The organism is Mycobacterium sp. IDUB_24, from assembly GCF_055419385.1.
Window position 1 is genome coordinate 1351593 of sequence record NZ_JBVAXO010000001.1, and the last position, 16406, is coordinate 1367998.

Annotated in this window: 16 protein-coding genes; 6 read left to right on the forward strand and 10 right to left on the reverse strand. The window is 66.4% G+C overall.

Features of this window, described 5'->3' with window-relative positions; genetic code table 11:
• The first annotated feature begins 65 nt into the window (after window positions 1–65).
• Together gabT and ACZYZF_RS06570 are read left to right on the forward strand one after the other, a co-directional pair.
• Entirely contained in the window at window positions 66–1412 is a 1347-nt protein-coding gene (gabT, locus tag ACZYZF_RS06565) for a 4-aminobutyrate--2-oxoglutarate transaminase (RefSeq protein WP_463835156.1), read from the forward strand.
• A gap of 17 nt (window positions 1413–1429) precedes the next feature.
• Window positions 1430–2884 (forward strand): NAD-dependent succinate-semialdehyde dehydrogenase, encoded by a 1455-nt coding sequence (locus tag ACZYZF_RS06570; RefSeq protein ID WP_463834941.1) that lies wholly within the window; start codon window positions 1430–1432, stop codon window positions 2882–2884.
• A 9-nt stretch (window positions 2885–2893) separates the two neighbouring features.
• Here the strand turns inward: ACZYZF_RS06570 and ACZYZF_RS06575 are convergent, their stop codons facing one another.
• Both ACZYZF_RS06575 and ACZYZF_RS06580 read right to left on the reverse strand, forming a co-directional pair.
• Entirely contained in the window at window positions 2894–3271 is a 378-nt protein-coding gene (locus tag ACZYZF_RS06575) for a hypothetical protein (protein ID WP_463834942.1), read from the reverse strand.
• 78 nt (window positions 3272–3349) lie between these two features.
• Window positions 3350–5239, reverse strand: coding sequence for an acyl-CoA dehydrogenase family protein (locus ACZYZF_RS06580; RefSeq protein ID WP_463834943.1), 1890 nt, complete (start codon window positions 5237–5239; stop codon window positions 3350–3352).
• Window positions 5240–5427: 188 nt separating this feature from the next.
• On the opposite strand from ACZYZF_RS06580, the gene ACZYZF_RS06585 reads away from it, so the two are divergent.
• Entirely contained in the window at window positions 5428–6639 is a 1212-nt protein-coding gene (locus ACZYZF_RS06585; RefSeq protein WP_463744110.1) for a CaiB/BaiF CoA transferase family protein, read from the forward strand.
• A gap of 135 nt (window positions 6640–6774) precedes the next feature.
• On the opposite strand, the gene ACZYZF_RS06590 is transcribed toward ACZYZF_RS06585, so the two are convergent.
• From ACZYZF_RS06590 to ligD, 7 genes are all read right to left on the reverse strand, one after another.
• The gene (locus tag ACZYZF_RS06590; protein WP_463742987.1) at window positions 6775–7092 is read right to left on the reverse strand and encodes a hypothetical protein; all 318 of its coding nucleotides are present in this window, start codon (window positions 7090–7092) and stop codon (window positions 6775–6777) included.
• Entirely contained in the window at window positions 7092–7478 is a 387-nt protein-coding gene (locus tag ACZYZF_RS06595) for a heme-binding protein (RefSeq protein WP_463834944.1), read from the reverse strand. The genes ACZYZF_RS06590 and ACZYZF_RS06595 overlap by 1 nt, the downstream gene beginning before the upstream one ends.
• Window positions 7479–7940: 462 nt before the next feature.
• Window positions 7941–8390, reverse strand: a complete 450-nt coding sequence (locus ACZYZF_RS06600; RefSeq protein WP_463834945.1) for an STAS domain-containing protein — start codon at window positions 8388–8390, stop codon at window positions 7941–7943.
• Between the two features lie 146 nt (window positions 8391–8536).
• Window positions 8537–9160: a LutC/YkgG family protein gene (locus tag ACZYZF_RS06605; RefSeq protein WP_463834947.1), complete on the reverse strand. Its 624-nt coding sequence runs from the start codon at window positions 9158–9160 to the stop codon at window positions 8537–8539.
• On the reverse strand, window positions 9157–10623 hold the full coding sequence (locus tag ACZYZF_RS06610) for a LutB/LldF family L-lactate oxidation iron-sulfur protein (RefSeq protein ID WP_463834949.1): 1467 nt from the start codon (window positions 10621–10623) through the stop codon (window positions 9157–9159). The genes ACZYZF_RS06605 and ACZYZF_RS06610 overlap by 4 nt, the downstream gene beginning before the upstream one ends.
• Window positions 10620–11351 (reverse strand): (Fe-S)-binding protein, encoded by a 732-nt coding sequence (locus ACZYZF_RS06615; RefSeq protein WP_463742982.1) that lies wholly within the window; start codon window positions 11349–11351, stop codon window positions 10620–10622. Before ACZYZF_RS06615 ends, ACZYZF_RS06610 begins: the two co-directional genes overlap by 4 nt.
• Before the next feature lie 8 nt (window positions 11352–11359).
• Window positions 11360–12601: a non-homologous end-joining DNA ligase gene (gene ligD / locus ACZYZF_RS06620; protein ID WP_463834950.1), complete on the reverse strand. Its 1242-nt coding sequence runs from the start codon at window positions 12599–12601 to the stop codon at window positions 11360–11362.
• Between the two features lie 54 nt (window positions 12602–12655).
• On the opposite strand from ligD, the gene fadD2 reads away from it, so the two are divergent.
• The 3 genes from fadD2 to ACZYZF_RS06635 are packed head-to-tail and all read left to right on the forward strand — an operon-like array spanning window position 12656 to window position 16089.
• Window positions 12656–14356, forward strand: a complete 1701-nt coding sequence (gene fadD2, locus ACZYZF_RS06625) for a long-chain-fatty-acid--CoA ligase FadD2 (RefSeq protein WP_463834952.1) — start codon at window positions 12656–12658, stop codon at window positions 14354–14356.
• 29 nt (window positions 14357–14385) lie between these two features.
• Complete coding sequence (locus tag ACZYZF_RS06630) at window positions 14386–15168, forward strand: SDR family NAD(P)-dependent oxidoreductase (RefSeq protein WP_463834954.1); 783 nt, start codon at window positions 14386–14388, stop codon at window positions 15166–15168.
• A 54-nt stretch (window positions 15169–15222) separates the two neighbouring features.
• Window positions 15223–16089 (forward strand): SDR family NAD(P)-dependent oxidoreductase, encoded by an 867-nt coding sequence (locus ACZYZF_RS06635; RefSeq protein WP_463834955.1) that lies wholly within the window; start codon window positions 15223–15225, stop codon window positions 16087–16089.
• Here the strand turns inward: ACZYZF_RS06635 and ACZYZF_RS06640 are convergent.
• On the reverse strand, window positions 16078–16389 hold the full coding sequence (locus tag ACZYZF_RS06640; protein WP_463742977.1) for a hypothetical protein: 312 nt from the start codon (window positions 16387–16389) through the stop codon (window positions 16078–16080). The two genes, ACZYZF_RS06635 and ACZYZF_RS06640, sit on opposite strands and share 12 nt — an antisense overlap.
• Between the last annotated feature and the right edge of the window lie 17 nt (window positions 16390–16406).

A 16406-nucleotide genomic window follows, 5' to 3' on the forward strand; every position in this document is an offset into this window, starting at 1 on the left:
CCTGCCGGCGGCGCCGACGGTTGCCTAGCGTGAGGAACGAATACCGCCAGCTGCAGGAGGAACACGTGACCATCGCTGAGATCGCGGGTGCGGCCGTCACCCAGGAACGCCGGCTCGTCACCACCATTCCGGGCCCGGTCTCCCAGGAGATGCAGGCGCGCAAGACCGCCGCGGTGGCCAGTGGTGTGGGGACCACATTGCCCGTCTATGTGGTGGCCGCAGGCGGCGGAATCCTCGTCGACGCCGACGGTAACCAGCTCATCGATTTCGGCTCCGGCATCGCCGTCACCACCGTGGGCAACAGCGCACCCGCCGTGGTGGACGCTGTCACCCAACAGGTCGCCGCGTTCACCCACACGTGCTTCATGGTGACGCCGTACGAGGGCTATGTGCGGGTGGCCGAGGAGCTCAACCGGCTCACTCCCGGCGACCACGACAAGCGCAGTGTGCTGTTCAACTCCGGCGCCGAAGCCGTCGAGAACGCCGTGAAGATCGCGCGCGCCTATACCCGCAGGCAGGCAGTTGTGGTGTTCGACCACGCCTACCACGGCCGCACCAACCTCACCATGGCCATGACCGCCAAGAACCAGCCGTACAAGAACGGCTTCGGGCCGTTCGCCGGTGAGGTGTACCGGGTGCCCACCTCCTTCCCGTTCCGTGACGGCGAGACCGACGGCGCTGCTGCGGCCGCCCGCGCCCTGGACCTCATCGACAAGCAGGTCGGCGCCGACAACGTCGCCGCCGTCGTGATCGAACCCATTCAGGGCGAAGGCGGATTCATCGTTCCCGCACCGGGATTCCTGCGCGCACTGCAGAACTGGTGCACCGACAACGGCGCGGTGTTCGTCGCCGACGAGGTGCAGTCGGGCTTCGCTCGCACCGGTGCGATGTTCGCCGTCGAGCACGACGATGTCGTGCCGGATCTGATCGTCACCGCCAAGGGCATCGCGGGCGGCCTGCCACTGTCGGCGGTCACCGGGCGTGCCGAGATCATGGACGCGCCGCATGCCGGCGGCCTCGGCGGTACCTACGGCGGCAACCCGATCGCGTGCGCCGCGGCCCTCGCCGTCATCGACACCATCGAGCGGGACGGACTGCTGGCCCGCGCCGTGGAGATCGAGAAGACCATGATCGGCCGCCTCGACGCGATCGCCGCCGAGGATTCCCGGATCGGCGAGGTCCGTGGCCGCGGCGCCATGATCGCCGTCGAACTCGTCAAGGCCGGCACCACCGAACCCGACGCCGACCTGGCCAAGCAGGTCTCTGCCGCCGCACACGCCCAGGGCTTGGTGGTGCTGACCTGCGGCACCTACGGCAACGTGCTGCGGTTCCTGCCGCCGCTGTCGATGCCCGACCACCTGCTGGAGGAGGGCCTGGACATCCTGGCCGCCATCTTCGCCGAGACCCGCTGAGTCCGGGGACCTTTGTTGTGAATACGCAGAACGCGATCGCCGAACTCGACGCCAAGCACGGCATTCTCATCGACGGGCAGGTCCGCGGTGCCGCCACCACGTTCGAGGTACACGACCCGGCCACGGGTCTGACCATCGCCGAAGTGGCCGACGGCACCGTTTCCGATGCCCGCTCCGCAGTCGACGCCGCGCACCGGGCCTTCGGTGACTGGGCCCGGACCAGCCCGCGGCAACGCAGCGACATCCTGCGCCGGGTGTTCGACCTGATGGTCGCTGACACCGAGCGGCTGGCCGCGCTGATCTGCGCGGAGAACGGGAAATCGCAGGCCGACGCCCGTGCCGAGGTGGGCTATGCGGCCGAGTTCTTCCGCTGGTTCTCCGAGGAGGCGGTGCGGACCGACGGCGCCTACGGCATCAGCCCCGCCGGCGGCACGCGCACGTTGGTGACCCACAAGCCGGTGGGGATCGCCGCACTGGTGACACCGTGGAATTTCCCGGCCGCGATGGCAACCCGCAAGATCGCCCCGGCATTGGCCGCGGGCTGCACCGTGGTCCTCAAACCGGCGGCCGAGACACCCCTGACCGCGCTGGCGATCGCCGGAATCCTGTCAGCCGCAGGTGTTCCCGACGGCGTGGTCAACATGGTTCCCACCACCGATGCGGCCTCCGTAGTCGAGAACTGGCTGGGCGATGCGCGGGTCCGCAAGGTGTCCTTCACCGGTTCGACCGGCGTCGGGCGGGTACTGCTCAAGCAGGCCGCCGACCGGATCGTCAACGCGAGCATGGAACTCGGCGGCAACGCCCCGTTCGTCGTGACTGCCGACGCCGACGTCGAAGCGGCCGTCGCGGGTGCGATGGTGGCCAAGTTCCGCGGCGGCGGTCAGGCCTGCACCGCGGCCAACCGGTTCTACGTGCACGCGTCGGTGGCGGACGAATTCATCGCCGGCTTCGGTGCTGAGGTGGCGGCGCTGCGGGTGGGCCCCGCGTCGGATCCGGCATCGCAGATCGGCCCCCTGGTCAGCGAGCGCGCTGCCCAGCGGGTGGCGGCCGCAATCGATGCCGCGGTGGCCGGCGGCGCCATGATCACCGCGCAGGCCCAGGCGCCGTCCGAGGGCTGGTTCGTCGCCCCCACGCTGTTGACGGGAGTTGCCCCGGACGCCGCGATCCTCGCCGACGAGATCTTCGGACCTGTTGCCCCGGTAGTGGTGTGGGAAGACGAGGCGGATCTTCTGCGTTGGGCCAACGACACCGAATATGGTTTGGCCGCATACGTTTACGCCGGACGGCTGCAGGATGCGGTACGGCTTGCCGAATCCTTCGACGCCGGCATGGTCGGCATCAACCGGGGCGTCGTGTCCGACCCGTCGACCCCGTTCGGCGGGATGAAGCAGAGCGGTCTCGGTCGCGAAGGCGCGCGTGTCGGGCTTGAGGAGTTTCAGGAGACGCAGTACTTCAGCGTCGCCTTTGACTGAGCGGCCGACTCAGAACGGTGCCGAATGCTGCATCAGGCTCAACATCAGCACGACCATGCACAACAGTGAACTGAACATGATCAGCCCCATGACGAGGACCACGAACCACGACACACAGCGCTGCTTGCCGCGTGCCAACTTCGCGATCCGCTCGTCCTTCATGAGTTCGTCTGCTACGAAGGCGAACTCGACACGTTCCAGTTCAGTCTCGGCGGCAGGGGCACCGGAGGATATTTCGCGAAGGCGGGCCGCGCCGATGCCCACGCCCACCCCGGCGAACCGGCGGCTCAGCTGACGCGCCTGTCTGCGGGTGAGACGGTGGTCGAGCGCAGGCACCGAATGGGGCCACTGTGCCCATCCGCCGTGCGCGTTCGACGGGGTCGTCATAACTCGTTGATTCTACGAGCGTGCCCGGTTCTCAGGAAGCATTCGTGGGTGACTTGTTCACGTGCGCAAGTACTTTCTTCAACCGATGACACGGTGCACGTCCTCCGTCACGTCGCCGCCCTCCTGGGCGATCCACGGCCCTTCGATCGACGGGTCGATGATCCCGTCCTCCAGCCAGGTGTACCGGCTGCCCAGCACGTCATGCGCCAGCGTCCGGTCAGAATCGTCGCTGTTGTCCCAGAGTTCGGTGAACAGCCGCTCGGCCCGCACCCGGGATTGGCGGCAGAACGCGTCGGCGAGCTCGACCGCGGAGTCCGGTGCGTCGCTGCTGGCCCGGACGCAGGCCGCGGTCATCGCGAACAATTCCGCGCCGATGTCGACGATCCGGCCAAGGAAGCGCTGCTTGTGCTCCAGCTTGCCCTGCCATCGGGACATCGCATAGAAGGTGCTGCGGGCGAGCTTGCGGCTGGCCCGCTCGACATAACGCAGGTGTTCGCCGAGCGCTCCGAATTCGGTGAATGACGTTGGTAGCTGGCCTTTCCCGGTGACCAAGGTGGGTAGCCAGCGGGCATAGAATTTACCGGCCTGTGCCGCCGCTTTCGCCTTGTGCTTGAGGTCGGCGTCGGGGTCGATGATGTCGCCGGCCACCGAGAGGTGGGCGTCGACGGCCTCGCGGGCCAGCATCAGATGCATGATCTCGGTGGAACCTTCGAAGATGCGGTTGATCCGCATGTCGCGCAGGATCTGCTCGACCGGCACGCCACGCTCACCGCGGGCTGCCAGCGATTCGGCCGTCTCGAAGCCACGCCCGCCACGAATCTGCACCAGCTCGTCGGCGATCAACCACGTCATCTCCGACCCGTACAACTTGGCCAGGGCAGCCTCGATCCGGATGTCGGTCCGCCCCGCGTCGGCGAGCTCACTGGCGAGCTCGACCATCGACTCGATTCCGTAGGTCGTCGCGGCGATGAACGCCACCTTGCCGGCCACCGCGTCGTGCTCACCGACCGGCCGACCCCACTGCACGCGTTCCTTCGACCATTCCCTGGCGATCTTCAGACACCACTTCGCCGTCCCGGTACACACCGCCGGCAGCGAGAGCCGTCCCACGTTGAGGGTGGTCAGCGCGATCTTGAGGCCTTCACCTTCGCGACCGATGCGGTTGGCGGCCGGCACCCGTACGTCGGTCAGCTTGGTCAGGCCGTTCTCGATGCCGCGCAGTCCCATGAATGCGTTGCGATTGGTGACGACGATGCCGGGCGTATCCGCTTCGACGACGAATGCGGTGATGCCACCCTTGTGCCCGTCGCTTGCCGGCACCTGGGCCATCACCACGAGCAGGTCGGCGATGACGCCATTGGTGGTCCACAGCTTGACGCCGTTGAGCAGGTAGTCGTCACCGTCGGGGGTGGCGGTGGCGTGCAGTCTGGCCGGGTCGCTGCCGACATCGGGTTCGGTGAGCAGGAATGCGCTGATCTCCCGCGCGCACCGAGGCAGCCAGGTCTGCTTCTGCTCGGCCGTCCCGAACATCGACACCGGCTGCGGGACTCCGATCGACTGGTGTGCCGAAAGCAGCGCACCCAGCGCGGGATGGACCGAGCCGACCAGGGCGAGTGCCTTGTTGTAGTAGACCTGCGACAGGCCGAGCCCGTCGTACTCGGTCGAGATTTTCATGCCGAACGCGCCGAGTTCCTTCAACCCACGGATCACCTTGTCGGGGATCTGCGCGTCGCGTTCGATGACCGCGGCATCGATCTGCGTCTCGCAGAACTGCCGCAGCTTGGCCAGGAATTCCTCACCCCGCTGCGTCGTCTCGGCCGGACCGCGTGGATGTGGGTGGACCAGATCCAGTCGCAATCTCCCGAGGAAGAGCTCTTTGCCGAAACTGGGTTGGCGCCACTGGGCTTCACGCGCCTGCTCGGCGACCTGCCTGGCCTGTCGTTCGTTGACTTCTCCGGTAGCGGTCATCGCCGGCCTCCATACATCCGTCCGCCGGTGGCATACCCGCACCAAATTTCGCCGAAACGGCATTCCGGCAGGGCTGCTCTCGAACTTCTTCAGCCGGAATGCCGTTTCGGCGGGGCCCCGATCCGGGCGGCGGTCTCTCGCTACACTTACCGTAAGTGCAACGGTTAGGAGCCGCGTTGATCAAGGTCATGCAGGGCGTGCGAGTACTTGAGGTCGCTCAGTTCACGTTCGTCCCGGCGGCGGGCGCCATCCTCGCCGATTGGGGTGCCGACGTCATCAAGGTGGAACATCCCGTGCGCGGCGACACGCAGCGCGGCTTCATCAACATGGGCGGGCACCAGCTCGACCCGAACCGCCACCCGCTCATCGAGCATCCCAACCGTGGCAAGCGCAGCGTCGGTATCGACGTCTCGACCCCAGGCGGGCAGGAGGTGTTGTACGAGATCGCCAAGACGGCCGATGTCTTCCTGACCAATTACCTTCCCGCCCAACGGCAGAAGAACAAGTTCGATGTCGAGCACATCCGTGCGGTGAACCCCGACATCATCTATGCCCGCGGCAGCGCCTACGGCGACAAAGGTTCCGAGCGTGATACCGGTGGCTTCGACGGCACCGCCTTCTGGACCCGCAGCGGCGTCGGGCACGCCCTCACCCCGGAAGCGATCAATGGTGCTCTGTCCCAGGGCATCCCCGCCTTCGGCGATTCGATCGGCGGGATGAACATCGCCGGAGGCATTTCCGCTGCCCTGTTCCACCGTGAGCGGACCGGGGAAACCGCCGAGATCGACGTGTCGCTGCTGAGCACGGCATGGTGGGCGGCCGGCGCCAGCGTCACCCAGGGCATGGAGACCGGTGAGACCATGCGCTCACTGATGCCGGACGATGCCACCTCGGTGAACCCGTTCATGGCCAACTACCGGACGTCCGACGGCGGCACCATCAACCTGTGCATCGTCAGCCCGACCGGCTACATCCGCGACGCCTTCGAACACCTCGGTCTGCCCGAGCTCGCCGATGACCCGCGCTTCTCCGACGTGCTGCCGCTGATCGAGAACGCCTCGGAAGGTGTCAAACTCATCGCCCAGGCGATCGGAAGTAAGCCGTTCGAATACTGGCGCCAACACCTCAAGACCATGAAGGGTCAGTGGGCGCCGTTCCAGAGCCTGACCGACCTCGCCAGTGATGACCAGGCCGTCGCCAATGACATGATCGTCGAGGTCGAGGCCACCGACGGCGGCAAACCGTTCAAGGTGGTGCGGGGGCCGGTGCAGTTCAACCACGAACCGCTGGAGACCACCCGGGCACCCCAGGCCTCTGAGCACACCGAGCTCGTGCTGATGGAGCTCGGTATCGATTGGGACCGGATCGAAGAACTCAAGGACTCCGGCGCGATCGCCTGACTCGCTGAGTCCGGGGCCCGCTCTGCCCGGACGCCGGTTTCCACGCCAGGGCTGTTCACCGACCGCGGTCACAACCCCTGGGTGGAAAACGGTGCATGTCGGCGAAATCGGTGCACGCCGGCGCGATCGCCTGAGTTAGTTGCAACCGCCGGCGTGGACCCACCGGCCGTTGTAGCCGATGCAGCCGCTGACGTTCGAACCCGGTGGGGGCGGCGGCGGTGGCACGTCCTCCGGGAGCGGGGCGTAGTAGGCCGGCGGCGGAACGTATGGCGCGACGGCGTCGGCGACGTTCACGCACCCGCCGACCGAGATCCGGCGTCCGGCGCTGGCGCACACGTCGGCGCTGGCCGTCCCGGCCGGGGCGGCCAGGACGATGGCGCCGGGCAGCGCGGTGAAGGCGAGTGCGACCGTGGCCGCGCGGAGCCATGATGATCGAGGCGTTGGGTTCTTCATCATTGTCCTAAGGGCTGATCGGGTGGCTTGATCCCGCAACGGGCGCGGAAGTCGGTCAGCGGTTGACGGATCCCGACCAGGTCAGCGTGTGCCTGGGGGTTGCCGTCGAAGAAGGTTCGGGTGGCGTCCGGCACTTGTTCCTGTGGGCGGCCGTGCAGATTTGTGTAGAAATCGTTCACGTCCGGATGGGCCCACAAATAGGTGGAAGTTGCGGCGGCGACCCCGGAGGCGATGCCGGCGAGATCGGCGGCTGTGCAATCGGGTGGGCGCGGTGGCGGCTCGGCGGCCGCTGTCACGGGGTTGAACAGACCCACGACAACTCCGACGGCACCGGCGGCGAAAGCCGGCACCATTCCGTAGCGCGCGGTGGTCAGAGTGCGGGACACAGCGGGACTCCTTCCCGAGGCGGGCAGGTGCCGATTGCATCGCCCGGCGGGCCGAACTTTAGCAGGTGAAACAGGGTGTGTGCGACGAATCGTTCGCTCGGCAAGGACGTGGCTCGCCGTGACGTGTCAGCATTTGCAGGAGCGGGTGAGGACACTTTGCCCGGCGCAGCCGAGTTGGTGAGAATCGATCCCCGGGATGAGAGCTACTCCTACTGCGAGTGCAACCCGTTCACCGTGCAGCGCACCAAGATTCGATTCGAGAACAACTTCTCGGCCACGCCCGGCCGGACCGCTCGACATCACATAGACCCTGACAGAACGAAGCGGCTGCCGGACCAGGTCCGGCAGCCGCTTCGAAAGATGTCTTGTGTGCGTTGGGCTTAGATGTGCACCACCCGGTGACGATGGCGAAGCAGGCGGGACAACCAGCGGACATCGATCAACATTGCGTTGGCCTTTCTCTCAGGCGCTCTTGGTAAGCAGGGGCAGCAACCGGCGGCGTGCCGTGTTGCCTTCGGCGAAGTGATGCAGGGCTTCTGGCACCGACGAGCTGAGCGGGACGCCCACCTCCTGGCGGCGGATCTCAGCGGTGACCGGCTGGCTGGCGACTACCGCCCAGTCCACGCCCAGTGCACCGCACCGTTCATCGATATCGTAGAAAAGCGCGATCGCGTGCGGTGCAAAGCTGTTCACGCCACTCAGATCGAGTGCCAACGGCTTCTCCGCAAGGATGAACCGATTCACATATGACGCGATCTGATCGATGTTGTTGCTGTCGACGTCTCCCTTGATGGTCACCACTGTCGCCAGTTGGCGGCACTGCGCGCGCATCGATGCGCCCTCGCAGATGACTGCCGAGTTCCCGTACCGAAAGTGTCGATCCATTGCCGGGGTGTTGTTCGTGAAAGTCATGATCAGCCTCCCGCCGTCTTTCTTGAGCTCGGGCTGAGCTCCGTCGCGTCAACCTGTCCATGACGCTATGCGGGCAAAATAAGGCTGCTGGGAGCCAGCGTTAATACTTTGCTAAGAACCCTCCGAGGCTTACTCGTCAGTAAGGTTCACACGACCAGCACGTCGAGCGTTCGGGGCCCGTGGACTCCTTCTACCCGCTGTAGTTCGATGTCGCTGGTGGCGCTGGGACCGGAGATGAACGTCAGTGGCCGCGTCGGCGTCAGCTCGGCAAATGCCTGCGGCACGGTATCGAGGATCTGATCGACCCGGACCACGCAGATGTGATGGTCGGGCACCAGGGTCAGCGCACGCCGCCCCTGTCCGGGGCCGGCATCCAGCACGATCGTGCCCGTCGCGGCGATCCCCAGCGCACACCCGGTCAGCACCGCATCGGCTCTGTCGAGTTGCTCGACACTCAGCGCCGGCATGTCGGCGACCGTGGTCAGCCCGGTCGCCCACTCCGGCGGCAGATCGGCCGGGATGACGACGGTGGCCTCCGGCCCGACCAGACCGAGGACGGTCGACGCGATCTCGTCAACCCCGATGCGATGGACCCGCGCCCGGTACTCGGCGACTGTCTCGGCGAACCGCTCGACGTCGCCGGCGCCGGTCAGCGGCTCACGGTGGTAGTCCCTGGGCACCGCGACCGCGGGCGGGGGTGCGGAGGCCAGGGCGCCGCGGATCCGGCCGAGAACCGTGGCCCGGGCCGCGCCGGGGGTCGGGCCGGTCACCTTCGGCCGCCCTCGTGGGTACGGCTCCACCACTGCCGGAACGTCTCGGCGGGCGGCTCGGGAATGTCGCGGCTGGCCGTCCACCTGGAGGCGGGCCAGGGCAGCGCAGAAATGCGGTGATCGCGCCCGGCGATCAGCCGCCCGGCACCCAGAGCCTTTTCAGCCAGCGCGAACCGGCCCGCGCCGGACATCGCCCAGCCCGCGGCCTTCATCGCCAGATCCTGTCCGCACGGCAGCCCCCGTCTTTCTTTGTCCACCTGCTGCGCGCGCAGGTGCACCAGGATCGACGGGATGTCGATGCGCACCGGGCAGGCTTCGAAGCACGCTCCGCACAGCGAGGAGGCGAACGGCAGGCTGGCGTTGGGATCGTCGTGACCGGTGGTGCCGGTGAGCTGGGGGCTCAGGATCGCCCCGATCGGGCCCGGGTAGACCGAACCGTAGGCATGCCCGCCCGTGCGTTCATAGACCGGACAGACGTTCAGGCAGGCGCTGCAGCGAATGCAGTGCAACGCGGCGCGACCCACCTCATCGGCCAGCACCCGGGTGCGGCCGTTGTCGAGGAGGATCAGGTGGAATTCCTGGGGCCCGTCGCCGGGGTGCACACCGGTCCACATCGAGGTGTACGGATTCATCCGTTCTGCCGTCGACGACCGCGGCAGCAACTGCATGAAGACTTCGAGATCGGTGAACGACGGGACGATCTTCTCGATACCCATCACCGTGATCAGCGTCTGCGGCAACGTCAGGCACATCCGGCCGTTGCCTTCGGATTCCACCACGGCCAGCGTGCCCGTCTCGGCGACACCGAAGTTCGCCCCGCTGATCGCGACCTTCGCGGTGAGGAATTTGCGCCGCAGATGGGCCCTGGCCGCCATGGCCAGTACCCGGGGGTCGTCGGTGAGCTCGCCCGCGTCGGGCATCTCCCGGTTGAAGATCTCGCGAATCTCGGCCCGGTTGCGGTGGATGGCCGGCACCAGGATGTGGCTCGGTTTGTCGTGGCCGAGTTGCACGATGAGCTCGGCCAGGTCGGTTTCGAACGCGGCGATGCCCTGGGCCTCCAGATATTCGTTGAGACCGATTTCCTGGGTGGCCATCGACTTGACCTTGACCACTTCGTCGGAGCCGGTGGCGCGGATGAGCTCGGCGACAATGCGATTGGCCTCATCGCCGTCGCGGGCCCAGTGCACCACGCCGCCTCGCCGGCTGACGTTGTCCTCGAACTGCTCGAGCAACTCGGGAAGGCGCGCCATGACGTCCTGTTTGAGGGCACTGCCCGCGGCACGCAACTGCTCCCAGTCGTCGCATTCGGCCACGGCGGCCAGCCGTTTGGTCCGGATGGTGTGGGTGGCGTGGCCGATGTTGCGACGCAGTTGGGAATCGGCCAGCGCGGTGCGGGCAGCTTTCGGGAAGGCTTCGTCGCCCCTCAGGTTGCCGACGCCGGGGGTGCCCAGGAATGTGGTCATGTGGCCGCCAGGATCTCGGCCAGGTGCACGGTGCGCACGCCGGAACGCAGCCGGCTCAGCCCGCCGCCGATGTGCATCAGGCACGACGAGTCCCCGGCACTGCAGACCTCGGCCCCGGTCGCTGCGATGTGGGCCATCTTGTCGGCCAGCATCGCGGTGGACGTATCGGAGTTCTTGATCGCGAAGGTTCCGCCGAATCCGCAACAGGATTCGGCATCCGGCAGCTCCACCAGTGTCAGGCCCCGCACGTTGCGCAGCAGCCGCAGCGGCTTGTCGCCCACCCAGAGCATGCGCAGTGAGTGGCAGGTCGGGTGATAGGTGACGCGGTGCGGATAGTAGGCACCGACGTCGTCGACACCGAGCACGTCGACCAGGAATTCAGACAACTCGTAGGTCTTTTCGGCCAGTCTCTCGGCGCGCGTGGCCAGGTCCTCGTCGCCGGCCCGGCGGGCCACCATCGCGTGTTGGTGGCGGGCCGAACCGACGCACGAGCCCGAGGGCGCCACCACCGCGTCGCAGTTCGCGGATTCGAAGGCCTTGACGTGGTTGCGGACCAGCGCCGTGGCTTCTTTGAGATAGCCGGTATTGACATGCATTTGGCCGCAACAGGTTTGACCTTTGGGAAACTCCACCTGGTGGCCGAGGCGCTCGAGCAGCTGAACCGTGGCAATCGCCGCGGGTGGGAACATTGCATCCGCCAGGCAGGTCGCGAACAGGGCGATTCGCATACGCACTCCTAAGTGTTTCCGCCGCGCTGCCACTGTGCGCCGCGATAGTGCTCCCACGGGCTGTAATCGGCGATCAGCTCTTCCTGCGGCGGGCGGTCGGCCTCCGGCACGTGCACCAGGTTGATCCGCACCCGGTACCAGATCGAGCTCGGGCCGCGCATGCCGTCGAGCAGGATGTCAACGGGCTCCAGTCGCGCAGCCACCGCGGGGTACCGCTCACGCCACACATCCAGCGCCGCCATGGCCTCGTCCTTGGTCTTGGTGCGGGCGATCTCGATCAGCGGCATGCTCGACTGTCTGCGCCCGTCGTGGGAAGCGCCCTTGGGCGCCTTCTCGGCCGGGCCGAGTTCTTTGGCGAGCCCGAGCAGCGCGTCCAATTCGCCGACCGCGAGATCCATGCCCTCCCACGGGTCGCCGATCTCGGCGAACCGATCGGGCACCGTGGCGATCGTGAATGCCTCGGGCCGGCAACCGTCGACCTCGTCCCAGCGCAGCGGGGTCGAGACCCGGGCATCGGCGGTGGCCCGCACGGAATAGGCCGAGGCCACCGTGCGGTCCTTGGCGTTCTGGTTGAAGTCGACGAAGACCCGGGTCCCCCGTTCTTCTTTCCACCAGCGCGCGGTCGCAATGTCCGGTGCCCTGAGCTCTACCGCCCGAGCCACCGTCTCGGCCGCCAGCCGCACCTTGGTGAACGGCCACTTCGGCTGGATACGCGCATAGATGTGGAAGCCACGCGAGCCCGACGTCTTGGGCCACGCGGTCAGGCCGTGCTCTTCCAGGACCTCGCGGGCGACGTGGGCGACATCGACGATCTGAGACCAGCCGACCCCGGGCATCGGATCCAGGTCGACGCGGAGCTCATCGGGATGGTCGAGATCCTCGGCCCGCACCGGATGCGGGTTGAAATCGACGCATCCCAGGTTCACGGCCCACGCCAGGCCCGCGACATCGCGCAGGACCGCTTCCTTGGCCGACGTGCCCGACCGGTACTTGAGCTCGGCGACGTCGACATAATCCGGCCGCTTCTCCGGCGCCCGCTTCTGGAAGATGGCTTCGGTGGCGATGCCTTTGACGAACCGCTTGAGGATCATCGGGCGTTCGTAAACCCCGCGCAGCGCACCGTCGGCCACTGACCGGTAGTAGTTGATCAGTTCCAGCTTGGTGACGTGAGCGTCAGGGAAAACCACCTTGTCGGGGTTGCTGACGGCCACTTCGAGGCCATCGATCTCCAGCGACATTGCACCGGCCATGACCACATGGTAGTTACCGCCCGCAGTGCGATAGATGTCACTTATTGTGGCGACATGCCAAGTCTGTCTGATCTGCCGGCGAACCTGACCGCGAAGGCCAAGCAGTACGCGGAGCGAGGCGCAGCCGAATTGCATTACGCGCGCAAGATGTTCGAGGCGGGCGCGCTGCGGCTGGAGTCACCACAACATATCGCGGCCATGCTGAATGACATCCGGACCTGGGGTGAGATCGGGATGATCCCGGCACTCAATGCGCGCCGGCATCCCAACCGTGTCGCCGTCATCGACGATGAAGGTGAGTTGACGTTCGGTGAGCTCGACGCTGCGGCGCACGCAGTGGCCAACGAATTGCTCACGATGGGCGTGCGGGGCGGCGACGGAGTGGCCATCCTGGCCCGCAACCACCGGTGGTTCCTGATCTCCCAATACGGTGCGGCGCGGGTCGGAGCCCGGATCATCATGCTCAACTCCGAGTTCTCGGGACCGCAGATCAAGGAGGTTTCCGAGCGCGAAGGCGCGAAGGTGATCATCTACGACGACGAGTACACCGCCGCGGTCGCCCACGCCGAACCCGAACTGGGCAAGCTCCGAGCCCTGGGCGTCAACCCGGACAGCACTGGATTGTCGGGCTCCGCCCGAGGCGATGAACCGCAGGCTAGCACCGACGAGACCCTGGCCGACGTCATCGCGCGCAGCAACGGCAAGCCCGCACCCAAGGCCACCAAACATCCCGCGATCATCATCCTGACCAGCGGCACCACCGGAACTCCCAAGGGTGCCAACCGTGCCGCCCCACCGTCGCTCGCGCCGATCGGGGGAGTGCTGTCGCACGTCCCGTTCAAAGGCGGTGAGGTGACCGCACTGCCCGCGCCCATGTTCCACGCGCTCGGGTTTCTGCACGCCACCGTCGCGATGATGCTGGGCTCGACCCTGGTGCTCCGTCGCCGGTTCAAGCCGGCCACCGTGTTCGAAGACGTCGAGAAGCACGGGGTCACCGGGATGGTGGTGGTGCCGGTGATGCTGTCGCGGATGCTCGACCATCTCGAGCAGATGAAGCCCAAACCCAATCTGTCGTCATTGCGGATCGTGTTCGTCTCCGGATCCCAGCTCGGCGCTGAACTGGCGTCCCGCGCACTCAAAGAACTCGGGCCGGTCATCTACAACCTCTACGGATCGACCGAGATCGCCTTCGCGAGCATCGCGCGTCCCAAGGATTTGTCGATCAATCCGTCGACGGTCGGGCCGGTGGTCAAGGGCATCACCGTCAAGATCATCGACGACAACGGCAAGGAGCTCCCGGCCGGCCAGGTGGGTCGCATCTTCGTGCGAAACACCTTCCCGTTCAAGGGATATACCGGTGGTGGGGGTAAGGAGATCATCGACGGCATGCTGTCGTCGGGCGATGTCGGATATTTCGACGAGCACGGCCTGCTCTACGTCAGCGGGCGAGACGACGAGATGATCGTCTCCGGCGGGGAGAACGTCTTCCCGGCCGAGGTCGAGGATCTGATCAGCGGGCACCCCGACGTCATCGAGGCCACCGCGCTCGGTGTAGAGGACAAGGAGTGGGGTGCCCGGCTCAAGGCCTACGTGGTGAAGGCCGAGGGCGCCAGCATCGACGAGGACACGATCAAGACCTACGTCAAGGAGCATCTGGCGCGGTACAAGGTGCCGCGTGAGGTGGTGTTCCTCGACGAGTTGCCGCGCAACCCAACCGGCAAGATTCTCAAGCGCGAGCTCCGCAACCTGGAATAGTTCGCTCCGAACGGTGGTAGTACAACCTTGTGAACATCGACCTCAGCGGAAAGACCGCGCTCGTCACGGGCTCGACACAAGGCATCGGGCTGGCCATCGCCGATCAACTGGCCCGCAGCGGTGCCCGGGTCGCCGTCAACGGCCGCACGTCGGCCCGCGTCGATGAAGCTGTCTCGAAGTTGGGCGAGTTCGACGTAATAGGTGTTGCCGCCGACGTCTCCACCGAGGAGGGCACAGCCGACCTGCTGCGTCAGCTGCCCGAGGTCGACATCCTGGTGAACAACCTGGGTATCTTCGGGGCGGTGCCGCCGTTGGAGATCACCGACGAGCAGTGGCGCACCTACTTCGACGTGAATGTCCTTGCCTCGGTGCGGCTTATCCGCAGCTACCTGCCCGGGATGACCGAGCGAGGCTGGGGCCGGGCGATCCAGATCGCCAGTGACTCCGCCATTGTCACGCCGGCGGAGATGATCCACTACGGCGTCTCGAAGACGGCACTGCTCGCGGTATCGCGCGGTTTCGCCAAGGAAGCCGCGGGTACCGGCGTGACCGTGAACTCGGTGATCGCCGGGCCGACGCACACGGCCGGCGTGGAGGACTTCGTCTACCAACTCGTCGACAAGTCCTTGCCGTGGGACGAGGCGCAGCGCGAATTCATGATCAAGCACCGGCCGCAGTCATTGATCCAGCGCCTGATCGAGCCCGAAGAGATCGCAAACATGGTGGCTTACTTGGCCTCTCCGCTCGCCTCGGCCACCACCGGCGGGGCGTTGCGGGTCGACGGCGGTTACGTCGACTCGATTTTGCCGTAATCCCCAGTCGGGCAAGCCCCGGCGGGGCCCCGAGATCGAACGTATTCTGCGGTCATGGGGCCGAGTGCGTCGGGAAAGATCGCTGTCATCACCGGTGGTGCGTCAGGTATCGGTGCGGCGCTGGCGGCCAGGCTGGCCGGCGAAGGCGCTGAGGTCTGGATCGCCGACCGGCAGACCGACGCTGCGCAGGAGCTCGCCGGCCGCCTCAATGCGGGGGGTGGAACAGCGCACGCGATCGAGCTCGACGTGCGCGACTACACGTCGTTCGAACGCGCGGCCGCCAGGATTGTCGAGCAGTCGGGCCGCATCGACTATCTGTTCAACAATGCGGGCATCGGGGTCGGGGGCGAAGTCGACTCGTACACGCTCGATGACTGGAACGACGTCTTCGATGTGAACCTGCGGGGTGTGGTGCACGGCATCCAGGCGGTCTATCCGATCATGATCAGGCAGCACAGCGGGCATATCGTGAACACGGCGTCGATGGCGGGCCTGATGACCGGCGCTGGGCAGGCGAGCTACTCCGCCACCAAACATGCAGTCGTTGCCATCTCGCGGACTCTGCGAGTCGAAGCCGACCGCCACAACGTGCGGGTTTCGGCGCTCTGCCCGGGTGTGATCCGCACGCCGATCCTCACCGGCGGCAAGTTCGGGCGGCTCAAGGCCCCTGGCGTCAGAGATGAAGAGTTCATCAAGAAGGTATGGGAACCGTTGCGGCCCATGGATCCTCACGTGTTCGCCGAACGGGTGGTGCGGGCCGTGTTGCGCAATGACGCGATCATCATCGTGCCTGCGTGGTGGAAGGCGTTCTGGTACCTGGAGCGGCTGTCGCCACGGTTGTCCTTACGCCTGGCGAAAACGGCGCTCGACCGGAGTCGCGTTGTGGAAGCCGCACTCAGCGAGGGTGCGTCAGGAGAGTAGTGCCGAGCCCGGCACCGCCAGGCACATCAACGACAATGCCAGCAGGAACCAGCCTGCGCCCTGCCAGATGGGCCAGGTGCCCTCGGCTCGCCACACCTGGTAGGTCCGGATGAATGCCCCGACCCCTCCGACGAACATGATCGTCGGAACCAGCGTTGCCGAGAGCACGGAATGGTCAAAGGCGTAGAAGATCATGGCGACTGCGGCGACAGCGACCACGGCCAGCACGTAACCCACGGCCGATCGGAACATCTCCGGATCGTGCCAACGCTTTTCTACGTCGTCCTCGTCGCTGCCCATGGTGCGTGCTCAGATCG